Source organism: Halovibrio variabilis (assembly GCF_007991175.1).
GTDB classification, from domain to species: domain Bacteria; phylum Pseudomonadota; class Gammaproteobacteria; order Pseudomonadales; family Halomonadaceae; genus Vreelandella; species Vreelandella variabilis.
In genome coordinates this window covers 1-16,924 of record NZ_BJXV01000030.1, presented here as the reverse complement: position 1 = coordinate 16,924, position 16,924 = coordinate 1, and the positions used below count along the sequence as shown (strand labels likewise).

Sequence of the window (16,924 nt, the reverse complement as noted above, 5' to 3'; positions counted from 1 at the left end):
ACAAGGGCTAAAAAGGCACCCCAACAGGCTTATCAAGGCTGTCAGCCCAAACAATCGCGAGCTATAGCTCCCTCCCACAAAGGCCAAAAAGGCATCCCATAGGCTCATCAGGCCATCTAACAGCAACCACCTTCGGCAGCTTATTGGTCGGTACGTAGTGCCTATTATTAAGAGAATGTATGATATGAGCAGTCACCATAGCCAGAGCCATCATTATCACTAGGTAATCATGCCATGAGATTGAATGCGCACGAAATCCAGATAATCAAAGCATCGGTCAAGGCAGTTTTCGGGCCCCAGGCAGAGGTCTCGCTGTTTGGTTCAAGAACAGATGATAATGCCAAAGGCGGTGATATCGACTTGCTGGTGACGGTTAAAAGCGTCGTAGAGCACCCTGCATGGGAAACCGCTCAGCTGCAGGCAAAAATCATCAAACAATTGGGGGACAGGAAAATAGACGTACTTCTGGACGCACCCAATATGCCGAAAGCTGTCATTCATCAGGTTGCCAAGTCGCAAGGAATAGCGCTGTGAATTTATCGCCAGAGAGCCAAGAAAGGCTGAGGTTTCTGAGTCGTGTAGTGGAAAGAGAGATCAAGCATTTACAAAACCCGCTACAAGCAACCAACCAACGTAGGAGCTCGACTTGTCGGGCGATCTGGTCATCTGCAAGCAATTACCTGCAATGCCCCGATCCTTCCTGATCAACCAATAAATTGAACACCCACAAAACCCGCTACAAGCACCTAGATCCTGCTTATAACTACACTCCACAGCCACAAACGAACGCTGCCACCCCCAGGCTCTTCCTCAAGCCTTCAAGATGAAAGCCGCTCATGTACGACCTGACGCAGATGCGATGAAACTCCCGCTCGCCTGAGTTATCATAGCCACCATACTCTTCCATGACCGACCCTTCTTACGAGGTTCCCCGCCGATGTTCAGCCGCGATATGACAATTGCCGGATTCGATGATGTGCTTTTTGACGCCATGCAGAAAGAAGTGGAGCGCCAAGAGGCCCACATCGAACTGATTGCTTCCGAAAACTACGCCAGCCCCCGCATACTCGAAGCCCAAGGCAGCCAGTTAACCAACAAATACGCCGAAGGCTATCCCGGTAAGCGTTACTACGGCGGCTGTGAATTCGTCGATATCGCTGAAAATCTGGCCATCGATTACGCCAAAGAGCTGTTCGGCGCTACCTACGTGAACGTACAGCCCCACTCGGGCTCGCAAGCCAACAGCGCGGTGTTCCAAGCGCTGGTCAAGCCCAACGACACCATACTAGGCATGAGCTTAGACGCGGGCGGCCACCTGACCCACGGTGCCAAGCCGAACTTCTCCGGCAAGCACTACAATGCCATTCAGTACGGCCTCAACGAACAGGGCCTGATCGACTACGAACAGGTTGCTCAGCTGGCGCGTGAGCACAAGCCCAAAATGATCATTGCCGGTTTCTCCGCCTACTCGCAAATTGTCGACTGGGCAAAGTTCCGCGAGATCGCCGACGAAGTGGGTGCTTACTTACTAGTCGATATGGCCCACGTTTCAGGCTTGGTCGCGGCGGGCGTTTACCCCAGCCCCTTGCCCCATGCCCACGTGGTCACTTCCACCACCCACAAAACCTTGCGTGGCCCGCGTAGCGGCGTGATTCTTTCTGCTGAAAACGACGCGGATATTGAGAAAAAGCTGCAGTCAGCGGTGTTCCCCGGCGGCCAAGGCGGCCCCTTGATGCATGTTATCGCCGCCAAAGCGATCTGCTTCAAAGAAGCCATGGAACCTGGGTTCAAAACCTACCAGCAGCAGGTGATTAAAAACGCCCAGGCCATGGCCAAGGTGTTTATCGACCGCGGTTACGACATCGTCTCCGGCGGCACCGAAGACCACCTGTTCCTGCTTTCGCTGATCAAGCAAGGCGTAACCGGCAAAGACGCAGACGCCGCCTTAGGCCGTGCCCACATCACCGTGAACAAAAACGCCGTACCCAACGACCCGCAAAGCCCGTTCGTCACCTCAGGCCTGCGCATTGGCACCCCGGCCGTGACAACGCGCGGTTTCGGCGAGCAGGAATGTAGCGACCTGGCAGGTTGGATCTGCGATATCCTCGACGTGCTGGCCAAAGGCGAAGACACCAGCGCCATTGAAGGCCAGGTGCTGGATAAAGCGGCGGAAGTCTGCGCCCGTTTCCCTGTTTATAAGTAAGCAGCTATAGACGTCTTCTTGGCTAAGCTAAGGAGAACCATGAAAAACGGGTGCCTCGAAAGAAGCGCCCGTTTTTTATTGGCTTAAAAGCGGTGTTTGAGCCCTTGTGGGAGGGAGCTTCAGCTCGCGATTGGTTGGTTTCGCCACCATCAACGGCTCCCTGGTTCACTACTGCTCAATCAATGACGAAAGCTAAAGCTTAGCAAGCGCAGCCAAGCTCCGCTTCACCAGTGCTGATGCCTGTTCTTGAGAGGTGGACTCACTGTAGCAGCGCAGCTCCGGCGCATTGCCTGAAGGGCGAAGGTGCACAATATCGTCATTCTCAAGCGTGGCTCTTAGCCCATCGGTGCTGTCCAAGCTAACGATGGTAGCCTCTAACCCTAACGTTTGCTGCATAAGCTCAGGCGAAGCTTGCCATTCGGCCAGTAGCGCATGGCTTTTCTCAGTGGCGAAATCTTTTAGCCGGTCACTGGCGGTATAGCGCGCAGGTAGGTCGGCAAATAGCTGCGAAAGGGTGGCACCACGCTCAGCCGCCGCCACCATCAGTGTAAGCGCGGGGAGCAGTGCATCGCGGGTGGGCAGAGCGGCTAACTGACGGCCGTCATCCTCCAGCCTGCTTCCTAATAGGAAACCGCCGTTGGCTTCAAATCCGGCCACTCGCGCAAACCGCTCACTGAGCGTGGCCATACTATCCAACACATACGGCGAGCCAATACGCGTGCGTTCAACGACCTGAAAGGCCCCACAGGCTTCAATGGCGGTATTACAGCTTACCGGCACAGCCAGTGCTTCGATTTCCAATGCACGGGCGCAGAGTAAGCCTAAAATATCACCACGCTGCCAAGTGCCTGTTTCATCGCCCAGCAACGGGCGGTCGCCATCGCCATCGGTGGAAAACAGCGCATGTAACTGGTGCTGGTTTGCCCAGGCACGCCCTTGAGCCTGGTCTTCATCGCTAACGGCTTCAGTATCCACGGGAACAAAAGCCTCACTGCGGCCTAATACCACGACTTCCGCGCCCAGCTCGCTCAAAATGTGTGCGCTTAAATCACGCCCGGCGGCCGAGTGTTGGTACAAACCTACCCGCCAGGCTTTTAGCGGTTTGCCGGGAAACCATGAAGTGAAGCGCTCTGTGTAAGCTTGATTGGCTACTTCAGAAACCTCGCCGCGCGCTGGGGCCGAAAGGCTTGGCATTGCCGCCTCGGCATTAAGAATGGCGATTTCATCAGCTTTGGTGATCTCGCCATCGGGGCGATAAAACTTGATGCCGTTACGGTCAAACGGAATATGACTGCCGGTAATCATGATGCAGGGAATACAATCCGCCATCGCCTGTAACGCCAGGGCGGGGGTTGGTAGTACGCCATAGTCATCCACCTGTATTCCCAAGGCATGCGCGGCACTGGCACAGGCGGCTGCCATTGCTGGGCTGCTGGGGCGGCGGTCCATGCCAATCGCAATGCGATCAAATCTAAAGAATCTTTGTATGGCAGTAATAAACGCCACGGTAAACGCAGCGCATACCTCATCGGTAAACTGTTCAACCAGCCCTCGCGCGCCGCTGGTACCAAAAGCAATGCCGCTCTCATTGACTATGGCGGTAGAGGAGCGTACTGAACTCAACGTGTTTCTCCTGGGGCAATAAATGATTCACAAAGTAATCAGCGTAAAAGCGCATCCGATGAGTTTAACATCCTATTCTGGCAGCGCTATGCGCAACTAAAATACGTTTCTTTAATAGGCATTGCCCATTTTACGAGCCTCTTGGCTCAGTTTTTCTCGGCTAGAGCGAACCAGACTGAAAAACAGTTTCGTGTCGACAGGCACCGTAGCGGCGTGATTCTCTCGGCGGAAAACGACGCGCGAGAAGAAGCTGCAGTCGACGGCGTTCCCTGGTGGCTAATGCGGCCCGTTGATACATGTGATTGCAGCGAAAGCGCCGCCCGTTATTTGTTGGGTTAAAAGGAGTGCTCGTATTTTGTTGGAGGGAGCTTCAGTTCGCGATCTGTTGATTTCGCCACTAAAACTGGCACCTGAAGTCAACGCAGAAAGGCTCGCCCCGTTATATTAGTTAAGTTAACATTGCACCGTAGGTAGGCCATCAGTAGGGCCTTATGTCGCTCCCGGCGAAGATAGACGCGCGTCCTTCGGGTGAAGTTATCCCGTGGCGCCAGGGGCATTTTAATAATAACGCAGTGACCGAACGCAGCAATGGTCTACAAAAAGCTAGCTAAGATAAGGGCAAGGGAAAGCGCCCGGAAGAATCCCAGGGTGGAAGCGTGGCTAGACGTTTAAAATGAGAGGTTATACAGAGTGAGCATAGAGCAACCCCCACGCAATACCCACCATGATGATGAAATAACACTGGTAGATTTAGCTAAAATCTTGATTCACCGCCGTTGGTGGCTGTTAGGTACGTTTGCATTGGTGGTGCTAGCATCAGCTGGCTGGGTACTGCTTCAAAACGCAGAAGAGCCAAGCGGAGCAGAGCGGCTTCAATACACTACACAGCTAGCCGTTGGGTATAAAACGTCAATAGAGCTTATTGAGCCACTCGTTTCTATAGAAGAACAGCTAAACGGCGCCATAATCCCCACAGCAAAGCAACAGAATGATGAGTTTAATACGTTAACCGCAAACATCGCCCATAATGAGAACTCAAATATTATTACGCTCACTACTGAAGGTAGCGTAGGGCAACGCAGCGCAGTGGCGGATTTTCATGAAGCCTTGATAGAACCCATTGTCAAGCGGCATGACCGCTTGCAGCGTAACTTGGGCCAACAGCGTTCACCCCTTTTCCAAGGAGAACGTGAGGTAATACGAGTGATACCTTCAGAACGAATTTCACTGGCAGTTGAAACACTTATACAAACGCTACCTAATGTTAAATTGATACTAGTGCTTGGCATTCTGCTGGGCGGCATAGCCGGTATAATGGCCGCATTTTTTGCCGAGTTTGTTTCTCGTGTTCGGGAAAGCATAAAGAAAGAATCACAAAACCAAGCGAAGCTCTCGGAGCTCGCATGATTGATTATACGTTACCAGGACTTCCCAAGAGTCGAGCTGATGCATGTTGAGTAAGTCGCTTACGCGGCCATTGAAGCCCAGGTGCTGGTTAAAGCCGCCGAAGTCTGCGCGCGGCGGCCTGTTTACAAGTAAGCCGCTATAACGACACCCTTGGTTAAGGATAGCCACAAATAACGGGTGGCCCTGATGGGCCACCCGTTATTTGTTGGGTTAAAAAAAGGAGTGCCATCATTTTGTGGGATTATTTTGTGGGAGGCGGTGCCAATATTTTGTGGGAAATGGGATGGACCCGTCCCCCTGTGCCAAGATGAAGAAGTACTTCATCTAACGTGCGCAGAACACTGACGGCATCTTGAAAGAGGGTCCATCCATGAACAACATTAGCATTGTGGGTATTGATCTTGCCAAGCATGTTTTTCAACTTCATGCGGTCGATGACAGTGGTCATAAAGTGTTTAGCAAAAAGATCAAACGTGATCAATTGAGCACCATGATGGCGAACCTTCCGTCCTGCATCGTGGCGATGGAAGCGTGTGGCTCCGCTCACTATTGGGCGCGTGAAATCCGCCAGCTTGGTCACGATGCACAACTGCTCCCTCCACAAGCGGTCAAACCGTTTATTCAGGGCCATAAAAATGATGCGCGAGATGCCGCCGGTATTGCTGAGGCTGCTGCGCGCCCGGCGACAAGGCGCGTAACGGTGAAAACACCGGAACAACAGTCGCTACAAGCACTGCATCGGGTACGCAGCCGCCTTGTACGTGCTCGGACGGCCGTGGGTAACGAGCTACGCGGGCTGTTAAATGAGTTTGGCATCATTGTGGTTCAAGGCCATCGTGTCATCCGGCAAGGCGATATACGCCGATTATTAGACGAGTGTCACGAACAGTTGGGAGCCGCCTTGTGTGACGTAATGCATGACCTTTTAGGCGAGTGGCAAGCACTCGACACGCGAATCGCCGAGTACGATAAACGACTCGTGGCGTATGTTCAGGCCACGCCCTGCATGAAGCAGTTGATGAGCGTTCCTGGCATTGGTCCTGTCAATGCCACGTTGCTTGTCAGTCATATGGGGGATCCCACACGTTTCCCTAATGGACGGCAATTTAGCGCCTCTATTGGTCTGGTGCCACGGCAGTACTCAAGTGGCGGCAAGAACGTTTTAAAAAGCATCACCAAGCGTGGCAATAGCGAGGTACGGCGCCAACTTGTGCACGGAGCGAGAGCTGCGTTAAGGCAATTTCAACGTCAAGAACACCCCGACCGACTGGCGCAATGGATCATTCGGTTGGCAGCACGAGTGGGTCAGCGTAAGGCGATCGTCGCTCTAGCGAACAAAATGGCGCGAATTTGCTGGTCGATACTCGCTTATCAACGACCTTATCAAGCATGAAAGAGATAGGCAGCGGCCTCTACGAGGCACTTAGAAAAAGTCATATTGTCGTTTGAAGTAAGCACACCCGAGGTTGCGTGAGTAAGACAGTTGATGGCACACAGGTAAGACCGACTCTCTGTCACTCTGTAAAGCTATTAGGCCCAATGAGAGGCCGCGTGGGAGATTAAGATCAGAGAGTGCGCATTCCATCAGGGCCAGATAGCAGCGCTATCATTAAAGGCCGGATATAAGCGTGCAGTCCTCATCCGTGTCCATCTCGTGGCTTGCTTGCTCAACGGGACGGGTCCATATAGGGAGCTTCAGCTCGCGATCCGTTGGTTTCGCCAACTAAAACTGGCACCTGTCGGTAACGCAGAAAGACTCGCCCCTCATATATTGAATAAGGTAACATTGCGCCTTAGGTAGGCTAGCGCTAGGGCTTATGTTGCTCCCAGCGAAGATAGTCAAATGTCCTGCAGGTGAGGCTATTTCGTGGCGCCAGGGGAATTTTAACAAAAACGCAGTGACCGGATGTAGCAATGGTCTGCGAAAAGCAAGCGAAGATAAGGGCAAGGGAAAGCGCCCAGAACAATCCCAGGGCGGTAGCGTGCCTAGAAGTTTAACAAGGAGAGGTTAAGCAGAATGAACAATGAGCATCCTTCACGCGATACCTACCATGATGATGAAATATCACTGGTAGATTTAGCCAAAATCTTGATTCACCGCCGCTGGTGGCTGTTAGGTACGTTTGCACTGGTGGTGCTGGCATCAGCTGGCTGGGTGCTGCTTCAAAACACTGAAGAGCCAAGCGGAGCAGAGAGGTTTCGATACACCACACAGTTAGCCGTTGGTTATAAAACGCCATCGCAGCTTATTGAGCCACTTGTTTCCATAGCAGATCAGCTAAACGGCGCCATAATCCCCACAGCAACGCAACAGAATGCTGAGTTTAATGCGTTAACAGCAAGCGTCACCTATAGCGGTAACTCAAATATTATTGCGCTCACTACTGAAGGCAGCGCAGCGCAGCGCAACGCAGTGGCAGATTTTCATGAAGCCTTGATAGAACCCATTGTCCAGCGGCATGACCGCTTGCAACGCAACTTGGGCCAACAGCGTTCACCCCTGTTCCAAGAAGAAAGCCAAGCACTACAACTGATACCTTCAGAACGAATTTCACTGGCAGTTGAAACGCTTATACAAACGACACCACCGCAAGGCCCTAATGTTAAATTTATATTAGTGCTTAGCATTGTGCTTGGTAGTATAGTTGGTGTAGTGGTCGCATTCTTTGCCGAGTTTGTTTCTCGTGTTCGGGAAAGCCTAAAGAAAGAATCACAAAATCAAGCGGAGCCATAGGTTTTATAAAAAGGGGAGCCTGCAGTCGAGAGGGGTTTAGTGACTGAGGTGGCTCTTTCACTAGATAGTAATATATGGTAACTCCTGTCATCAAAACCTCTCTACAATGGGCTCCATAGCCCTTTACCATGGTTATCTAACCGTTTTTTATACTGACACCGTCTCTTATCCACCATTTATCAATCGTTCCCGATTTTCGCCAAGCTTGCAAAATTCACCGTGGTGAAGCAGCAGAAAACCTCGCAAAAATGCGCTATATCGAGCTGAATTACCTCAAAGGCGAAAAAATTTAAAAGGGGCAAGCGGGCGGAAACAGAAGAAAGCGGTGCTTGATAAAAGTTACTTAGCAATCGTTATCGCGCTAGGAAGTTTTTCATGCGTTTTCCCTGCGCGGATAGTGTTGATACCCCCCCGCTTATCGCTATAAGTAATTAAAATCAAGGGGTTATGTTTTTCTCTTAGTGTGTGGGTTCGTAAAATACATCAGTGGTCTGCAAAATTGCAGGCCATTCGGTGAAATGCTAAAGCCTGCAAAATTGCAGGATCACACGCCGCCACACCATGCCGATCTAAGCTAGCATCACGTAAAAATGCTGGGTCGGTCTGCAAAATTACAGGGATATGGCGAAACGTCAAAACCTGCAAAAGTGCAGGAAAATCTGCCTTAGTCACAGTTTTAGTAGTTCACTCAAACAATGTCTAATTCAAAAAAATCGCTATAAATAAGTTATAATTAAGCAATGTAGGCATGTTTGCTATATACAACTTGTGCCTAATGTTGCTGCTTTCCTGTAAAGCCACATTTGATAAGGTAATTCATGAAGGCAACCAATAAGAGCTAGATTAAATTAACCACGGCGCTGACCAACCCTTCAAAGTTACTGCTTAACCAGCGATTTAGCGAATTTTTTCGAACAGGCCAGCCAACGTTTTGACTAGGTAGTTAATGACTCCACGTCCATTTTGACAGTCACTGTCGCCGCCGAGGTGGGCAAACAGAGTGGCACGACGCTACTGGTTGTACGTTTTCAGCTAATGAACTTAAAATATCTACCATCGGCCTACGCTTATATACCGGCTAACCAGAAACGAAAATCAAAGGTGTATAGCCGAGTTTGTGCAATGGTATCTAGGGGAAAAAGATATAAGTATTCGCGTAACCAAAGTGAACTAGTACTACAGCCGTAACTGCATAAGCTACAGTGCATGTGATTGATATGGAAGCGATTACAGGGTGAAGAATGCAAGAGGTTGATCTCTCTGTCTCAGCGTTGTTGGATGACCTGACAAAGCGGTCAGGCCTTCTCTTCCTGCGTTCTGAGACGCGTGACCGTGCCTTACGCTATATTCAGGGACTTCTCAGTCAGTGTGAACGTAAAAATAGTTGGCATCTGGCCGAATGGCTTGGCGATATCACCCCAGATGGGGTGCAGTACTTGTTGGATCGTGCCCGCTGGGATGCGGACAAGGCACGCGATGTCCTTCGTCAATGGGGCATCGATGCCTTGGGCTCACCTAACGGTGTCTTGATCCTGGATGAGACCGGCTTTATTAAGAAAGGTCGACACTCGGCCGGTGTGCAGCGCCAGTACAGTGATATCGCCGGCCGTGTCGAGAATAGCCAGATCGGCGTCTTTCTTCTTTATGCTAGCCAGTCAGGGCATGCCTTCCTGGATCGCGTCTTATACTTGCCTAAATCCTGGACACAGGATCGTGAGCGTTGCCGACGCGCCGGCATACCCGATGATGTCGAGTTCGCTAGCAAACCTGAACTCGCGCGCCGGATGCTGAAACGTGCGCTGGACCAAGGGGTTCCGGCCTCTTGGGTTACGGGGGATAGCGTCTATGCTGGCAACCGCAGCCTGCGCTTATGGCTGGAGGAGCGATCACAACCTTTTGTTTTAGAGGTGGCTTGCAGCGAACCCTTGTGGTGGCAGAGCTTCCAGTACACGCGAGCTGACGAGATCGCGGCGGCCCTGCCAGAAGACTCAAGGCAGACCTTGTCCGCCGGCTCAGGCAGCAAGGGCGAACGCTGGTACGATTGGGCGTACTATATTGCAGCCCACGGAAGAGGCGCGCCGCTGGGGACATTATCTCCTGATTCGACGCAGCCTCTCGAAACCGGATGAGCTAGCCTATTATGTGGTTCATGCGCCCAGGAACTGGGTGTCGTTAGAAACCCTGGTGCAGGTTGCGGGTCATCGCTGGAAAATTGAGCAGGGTTTTCAGACAGCCAAGGGTGAGTGCGGCCTGGAGGAATATGAGGTGAGTCGATGGGCCAGCTGGCATCGTCACATCACCTTGTCGCTACTGGCCCACGCCCTGCTAGCGGCGATTCGACAGGCGAGCCAGCACCAAAAAAACCGTTGCCGACAGGGTCCAGTGGACACTATCCGAGCTAAGACGGCTAATAAGGAGGTGGCTATGGCAAGAACCGCAGGTCTTGTCCCATGTGCTTAATTGGTCGGACTGGCGACGAAAGCACCAGTACCGGGCTTGGCAGTGCCACTGTCGACGGCAGCAAGCCCGGATGGCAATGCATGGACGATCACTGCAATATTTACGGCTGTAGTACTAGAACATTTTAGCTTTTACCCACCCCTGTATAACGCTCACCAAAGGGGCTGGGTCATTTATCCATTCATCAAATCATTGATTAATGCTAAAACCACATGAGAAAAATACCTGACACTCTTAGGTCACGAAGCAAGTGAGAAGGCAAACTAAGTACATGTTTAAGCGAATGTTCAAGGGAGAAGCTGGCAACGTATTCAAGGGAATGCTGACCTTGCTGGTTGGAGCTGGCCTTGCACGTATAATCGGTTTATTAAGCATACCAATTCTGGCAAGAATTTATTCACCCGAAGATTTTGGTGTGTTGGCGCTATATACAGCCTTTATCGCCATTCTCGTGCCTGTAATGACTTTGCGCTATGTCCAAGCCATCCCCTTACCAAAAACCGACGTTATGGCGTTTAACCTGTTTTCGGTTTGCTTAAAGCTCATTGTTTTGTTTTCGATCGTGCTAACAGTAGTGCTGGTCATGTGGGGAGAGTCAGTTCTAGGCTGGTTCGATATGGAAGCTTTACTACCATGGTGGTGGTTGATTGTGCTGGGCGTGGCAGGTGCTGCTCTATATGAACTTCTCAGTTTATGGGCAACACGAAAGAAAGATTATAAAGTCATTTCCAAAACACAATTTACTCAATCGTTAATAGGAACTCTCGTAAAAATAGGGCTGGGTATATTCGCGCTCAAACCCGGTGGGTTAATAATTGGCCAATTCTTAAGTCAAAGTGCAGGCGTAACAAGCTTTATTAAAAATGCACGATCAGACTTTAGAAGCTACATACCGAAAATTCGATACAGAAAAGAGAAGTTTGTCGTGCAATACTACCAGGTTTTTGTTTGGTATCGACTACCATCACAGGTTTTAATGGTGCTATCAGTACAAGCACCAGTAATAATGATGGCAACTTTGTTTTCCCCAGTAGCTGTTGGTCAGTTTAGTCTAGCTAAAATGGCATTAATGGTGCCTGCAAGCTTAATAGGTACTGCTACCTCTACTGCGTATTATGCAGAAATTGCCGCTATCGGAAAAAGGGATTTTAATAAAATTAAAAGAATTTCTATAAATGTTGCAAAGAATATCTTATTGATTTCTTTCCTGCCTTTGCTTCTCTTAACAATTTTAGCTCCTTGGCTATTCATTACTATTTTTGGGGAGGATTGGTATGCAGCAGGTGAGTATGCACAAGTATTGGCGCCATACATATTAGTAATGCTTGTTTCAACCCCACTAGTACAAGTTCTTAATGTAGTGGGGGCCCAGTTTGTCTTTTTGGTAATTAATTTAATTCGGTTTATTGGATTGTTTTTTGTATATTTGATTTTTCAATCTTTTAGCTTAACAGCATACGAATTTGTTGTATGGTTTGTGGTTTTTTCCATCATGTACGCTGTATTTCAAATGACCATGGTTTTTTATTATATAGTTAGAGCCGCAAGTGGAGAAATAAATGAAGGTTGTAAGTAGGATCTATACTGCACTTTTAAATCCTTATCTCGGTTATTCAATGCTTAAGTATAAGCTGGTAAGTGCTTATGTAAATAAAAATATAAACAACTATCAGGATATGTTTGACTTCGAGTTGAAAAGTGGTTTTTTATACACTAGGCTGAGAAGCCAGGTAACCCTTGGCTATGAGCCTAACTTATTTAACCCTAAAACACTTAATGAAAAGCTTATCCATCGACGTCTATTCTCTCGTGATCCTATTTGGCCAATAGTCACATGTAAAATAGAGGTGCGGAAATGGCTAGGAGAGCAATCTTATTTAGGGCTGGTAGATCTAATAAATGCAAATGTAGCTTATTCAGTTGAGGAAGTATTAAGCCTTCCTATAGATAGGCCAGTTGTGGTAAAAGCTGCTTGGGCTTCTGGTATGAATTTATTTGTTAGCTCAAATGAAGAATTGCAGCAATATAAGGACATCTTACAGGAATGGTATGATTCGCCTTATGCAGTAGGGAGGTTAATTTGGGCAGCAAATTCGATGAAGCGTGGCTTTATTGTCGAAGACAGCATTGCTAGTAAAGACGGAGAAATGCCTTTAGATTATAAGTTTTTCTGTTTTGATGGAAAAGCTGCATTTATGCAAATCACTTTCTATGAATCTAACAAACCAAAAATAATGTGTTTTTCTAGGGAAGGTAAGGAAGAAAAGTGGACATACGTTTATCCGAAGCCTAATTTAGATTTCAAATTAGACTTAATTAAATTTAATTTGCTTTTAGAGAAAGCGGAAAAAATAGCAGAGAAATTTAGCTTTATTAGGGTTGATCTTTATTTCCATAATGGAAAAGTATATTTTGGCGAGCTAACACAAACGCCAACGTCAGGATTTGGACTTTTTACTGACCCAGAGGTTGCACTAGAGCTAGGTGAAAAGTGGAATTATCCAAATATAGAAAAACTAGGTGATAAATTGCTAGATAATAGTGAGTATTGTGGTTTTTATGAAAAATAGTTCGGTGCTGAAAGTAAATAAAAGTCGGCTTGAGGGTTCAGTTGATCTTGCTGGTGCAAAAAACTCAGCTTTACGTCTGCTCGCAGCCAGTATTCTGACTAGTGAAACGTTAGAGCTCAGTAACTATCCATCAGAATTGCTAGATGCAAAAATACATGTTGATATGTTGAGTGCCTTAGGCAAAGAAACAGTCCTACTTACCAACACTAGGATTCAAATTCAAGAGCGTTGTCAGTTAAAGTCTGAGCTAATATGGCATGGCCGCTCAATTCGAAATACGTTATTAATACTTGGCGCACTAACAGCACGTTTTGGTCACGCTAAGGTTCCCTTACCGGGCGGCTGCAAGCTTGGTGAGCGTAAATACGACCTGCACGTCATGCTACTAGAGAAGCTAGGTGCACGCGTTTACGAGGAAGGCGAGTATCTTTGTACCGAAGCCCAGAACGGTTTGCAGGGCGCTGATATCGATTTACCCATGCGCTCAACAGGTGCCACCGAAAATGCGGTGATTGCTAGTTGTCTCGCCCAAGGGGTTACCCGGATATGGAACCCACACATTCGCCCCGAGATTATTGACCTAATAAATATGCTCAACACCATGGGCGCTAAAATTAGAGTTTTTGGCCAAGAGCATATTGAGGTTACCGGCGTTGAAGGGTTAACTGGTGCGAAGCATAAAGTCATTGCTGACAACATGGAGGCAATCACTTGGCTGGCTGCTGCGATGATTACCAAAGGGGATATTGAAATCAATGACTTCCCTTATCAGGATCTAGAAGTGGTGCTTGCTCATCTAAAAGCAGCTGGCGCGAAACTCTACAAAGGGGAAAATTCGCTAATTGTGCGTGGTGGCCACTGTTATCCGATCGAAATCAGCACTGGCCCCCACCCAGGAATTAACTCTGATGTGCAGCCTATTTTGGCAGCTTGGGCCGCTCAAGCGCGCGGAGAGTCGAGAATCATAGACCTTCGCTTCCCAGGTCGTTACGGTTACGCAGAACAAATGGCCAGAATGGGGCTGAAGCACGACGTTGCAGGGGACATGCTCAAAATTTATGGTCAGGGTGGCGGCTTGGTTGGGGCAGAAGTTAAAGCTTTGGATTTGCGCGCTGGGATTGCATTGACGCTATGTGGGCTGGCAGCAGAAGGCGAGACCACAATTACAGATGCATGGCAAATAGGTCGTGGGTATGTGAATTTAATTCCAAAGCTAAAATCATTAGGTGCTGTTTGTTCTGGTGAAATTAAAGAATTATGAACCCAGTCACTAGTTCTGCCATTGAGGCTTTAAAAAACATTAAGAAATTGCAAGTGCAAACTGGCGTTTCTCTGGCTGAATTCAGTAATTGGAAAGTGGGTGGCAGGGCTACAGTTTTAGTTCGGCCTACAAGTGTAGAAGAAACCCTTGCGCTAAGAAAATTCATTTCAGAGAATCAACTACCTAGCTTAGTAATAGGAAATACCACTAATCTTTTATTTACCGATGAAGATATTGATGCAGTATTCATTAAAATAGGTAGTGACTTTTCTAAAGTAGAGTTAGATGGTAATATCATTACTGCGCAAGCAGGGGTGTGGGCACCCAAACTGGCACGCTTTGCAATGCAGGGCGGTTTGGCAGGTATTGAGCATACATGTGGTATCCCCGGTACATTAGGTGGTTTAGTAGTAATGAACGGGGGGAGCCAACGAAAAGGGATTGGCGACAATATTACTTACGTGAAAACTGCTGGTACAGAAGGCAAAATAAAAAAATATAATAATGAACAATGCCAGTTTGGTTATAGAAGCTCAATCTTTCAAGAGTTAGATGAAGTTATCCTAGAAGTTGGCTTAGAGCTTGCGCCTACCATCAGCAAAAAAACTATGCATGCCGAAATGCTTTCTATACTTCGTTCTAGAAGTAAAAAATTCCCACGAAAACTACCGAACTGCGGCTCTGTTTTTGTCAGTAATCCAGCCATGTATAAGCAATATGGTCCACCAGGAAAAGTGATTGAAGAATCCGGTTTAAAAGGTTTAAATATAGGTGGTGCGCAAATATCACCGGAACACGCTAACTTTATAGTAAATATTGGCTCAGCAACAGCTAAGGATATTCTGGAGCTTATTAACATGATGCGTGAAGAAGTATATGAAAAAACGGGCTACTTAATGGAAGTGGAGCCAAAGCATGTAAATGCTTGTGGTGAGATAAAGAGAATTTAGATGTGTACAGAAAATAAAGCAGTACCAAAAGTATCGATAGTATGTGCTTGGTACAACCGCGCTGATTATATTAAAGACACAGTAGATAGTTTGTTGAACCAAGACTTTGATGACTATGAGATCATTATATCCAATGATGGCAGTACTGATCCAAGAGTAAAAAAGATATTAGATTCTTACAGTGATCCTAAGCTGACAATTATCCATAAAGAAAATGAAGGATTTACTAAAACGTTAAAAATGCTTATGGAGAAGTCAAGAGCCCCCTTTGTAGCCATACAAGGTGCCGGGGATTTATCTTATGCAAACCGCTTAAGAAAACAGTATGAAGTTTTGTCCAACGATGAAAACGTTGGTGCTGTGGGCTCAGGGTTCGATGTAGGTATAGAAGGAATGAAGAAAATTAAATATAGGCCACCAATCGACACAAGTAAAGTCGAAGAACTTAAAAAAAATGTACCTTTTACACACGGTACAATAATGTACCGTAAATATAGTTACTTGCAGGCTGGTGGGTATGATACTAGATTTAAATATTGTTCAGACTGGGATTTGTATTTTAGAATTTTAAGTGTTTGTGAGATTAAAGCAATCGATGAACCGTTGTATAAGAAAATTGAATTTAATGATGGTTTCAGCTTTTCACCTGTTCATAAGTTTTCACAGGATTTATATAAAGAAGCTGCAATTAATCGAAGCTCTGACCGAGAAAAGGTTGTTGATTCGCTAGATTTAAGAGCTAAACAAATTAAACCATATCAGCCATACTACTTGTATCAAAGTGCTAGGTATGCTGCATCTTTATTAAAAAGAAGGAACTTTCGAAAATCTTTCATGTGGTTTAGATATTTTTCCTCTTCATTCTTTCAATTGCACAAAAATATATTAGGTAAGTAGTTTTATGTTTAGTAAGTAGCCGAACATAAATTTTCCGCTATGCTTATAAGCCTGACTATTGAACCAGGACGATGAGCATGAAGTTCCGTTGGCTCGTTGGGATCTTCCGTGGTCACCCACAACATGTAGTATAACCAGACACTCATCAAGTTATGAGGCATATTGATGCCAGCTCACTTCCAAATACCCCTCGATCTGCCTGACGTCGAAATTACTTCCGTACGAGACGGAGAACAGGGTGAATTGATCCTGGAGGTGAAAAGTACGCCGACCTTTACCTATTGTCGTTACTGCCAACGCAAAATCACAGCCTTTCATGGCCATGACCGCCCGGTGCGGCTGCAGCATCTACCCATCCTGGAACGCAAGGTATTCATTGAGTTACGCCCCAAGCGTTACGTGTGTCGTGATTGTGATGGGCATCCGAGTACCACTCAACAACCTGAGTGGTACTCGCCTAACAGTCCGCATACCAAGGCACTGGATCAATGGTTATTGAAAAGGCTGATGAACGCGACTGTCTCGGATGTCAGTCGTTGTGGCCAAGTAAGCTATGATGCTGTGGAAGGGAGTATTGATCGCTATGTCGACAAAACACTGGACTGGAAACACCTTGCCCCTTTTACCACGCTTGGTCTTGATGAAATTGCGCTCCGCAAAGGTCATCGGAATTTTGTATGCGTTGTGACGGCCCTGGACGCAGCCGGTCAGATGAGGGTGTTGGCTATCCTGTCTGATCGGCGTAAGCAAACGGTGATGGACTTTCTTCTCAGTATCCCGACCGCGTTCAAAGAACGCATCGAACGGGTTTGTAGTGAT

12 protein-coding genes and 1 pseudogene are annotated in these 16,924 nt (G+C 47.6%); 12 read left to right on the top strand and 1 reads right to left on the bottom strand.

Translation table 11 applies throughout. The annotated features are described in order from the left end of the window. The first annotated feature begins 234 nt into the window (after window positions 1–234). On the top strand, window positions 235–534 hold the full coding sequence (locus tag HVA01_RS16875; RefSeq protein ID WP_146876576.1) for a nucleotidyltransferase domain-containing protein: 300 nt from the start codon (window positions 235–237) through the stop codon (window positions 532–534). 403 nt (window positions 535–937) lie between these two features. Continuing rightward, a complete protein-coding gene (gene glyA, locus HVA01_RS16870) occupies window positions 938–2,203 on the top strand; it encodes a serine hydroxymethyltransferase (RefSeq protein ID WP_146876575.1) in 1,266 nt (421 codons plus the stop codon). Window positions 2,204–2,395: 192 nt separating this feature from the next. Here glyA and HVA01_RS16865 read toward each other — a convergent pair whose 3' ends face one another. Beyond that, window positions 2,396–3,826 carry a phosphomannomutase gene (locus tag HVA01_RS16865; RefSeq protein ID WP_146876574.1) on the bottom strand — a complete coding sequence of 477 codons (1,431 nt, stop codon included), beginning with the start codon at window positions 3,824–3,826 and terminating at the stop codon, window positions 2,396–2,398. Between the two features lie 690 nt (window positions 3,827–4,516). On the opposite strand from HVA01_RS16865, the gene HVA01_RS16860 reads away from it, so the two are divergent. The 10 genes and pseudogenes from HVA01_RS16860 to HVA01_RS16815 all read left to right on the top strand — a co-directional run. Further along, window positions 4,517–5,233, top strand: a complete 717-nt coding sequence (locus HVA01_RS16860) for a hypothetical protein (RefSeq protein ID WP_146876573.1) — start codon at window positions 4,517–4,519, stop codon at window positions 5,231–5,233. 370 nt (window positions 5,234–5,603) lie between these two features. Next, complete coding sequence (locus tag HVA01_RS16855; RefSeq protein WP_146876572.1) at window positions 5,604–6,626, top strand: IS110 family RNA-guided transposase; 1,023 nt, start codon at window positions 5,604–5,606, stop codon at window positions 6,624–6,626. 624 nt (window positions 6,627–7,250) lie between these two features. Continuing rightward, window positions 7,251–7,967 carry a YveK family protein gene (locus tag HVA01_RS16850; protein ID WP_146876571.1) on the top strand — a complete coding sequence of 239 codons (717 nt, stop codon included), beginning with the start codon at window positions 7,251–7,253 and terminating at the stop codon, window positions 7,965–7,967. 1,241 nt (window positions 7,968–9,208) lie between these two features. Further along, a pseudogene (locus HVA01_RS16845) lies at window positions 9,209–10,307 on the top strand (IS701 family transposase); the annotation flags it as partial. A gap of 391 nt (window positions 10,308–10,698) precedes the next feature. Next, window positions 10,699–12,003: a lipopolysaccharide biosynthesis protein gene (locus HVA01_RS16840; RefSeq protein ID WP_146876570.1), complete on the top strand. Its 1,305-nt coding sequence runs from the start codon at window positions 10,699–10,701 to the stop codon at window positions 12,001–12,003. Next, window positions 11,987–12,997, top strand: coding sequence for an ATP-grasp fold amidoligase family protein (locus tag HVA01_RS16835; RefSeq protein WP_146876569.1), 1,011 nt, complete (start codon window positions 11,987–11,989; stop codon window positions 12,995–12,997). Before HVA01_RS16840 ends, HVA01_RS16835 begins: the two co-directional genes overlap by 17 nt. Then, window positions 12,987–14,258, top strand: coding sequence for a UDP-N-acetylglucosamine 1-carboxyvinyltransferase (locus HVA01_RS16830; protein ID WP_146876568.1), 1,272 nt, complete (start codon window positions 12,987–12,989; stop codon window positions 14,256–14,258). The genes HVA01_RS16835 and HVA01_RS16830 overlap by 11 nt, the downstream gene beginning before the upstream one ends. Further along, window positions 14,255–15,208 carry a UDP-N-acetylmuramate dehydrogenase gene (gene murB, locus HVA01_RS16825; protein ID WP_146876567.1) on the top strand — a complete coding sequence of 318 codons (954 nt, stop codon included), beginning with the start codon at window positions 14,255–14,257 and terminating at the stop codon, window positions 15,206–15,208. The genes HVA01_RS16830 and murB overlap by 4 nt, the downstream gene beginning before the upstream one ends. Continuing rightward, the gene (locus HVA01_RS16820) at window positions 15,209–16,105 is read left to right on the top strand and encodes a glycosyltransferase family 2 protein (RefSeq protein ID WP_146876566.1); all 897 of its coding nucleotides are present in this window, start codon (window positions 15,209–15,211) and stop codon (window positions 16,103–16,105) included. A 165-nt stretch (window positions 16,106–16,270) separates the two neighbouring features. Then, window positions 16,271–16,924: transposase (locus tag HVA01_RS16815; RefSeq protein ID WP_146876565.1), on the top strand; the 654-nt coding region annotated here is incomplete at its 3' end.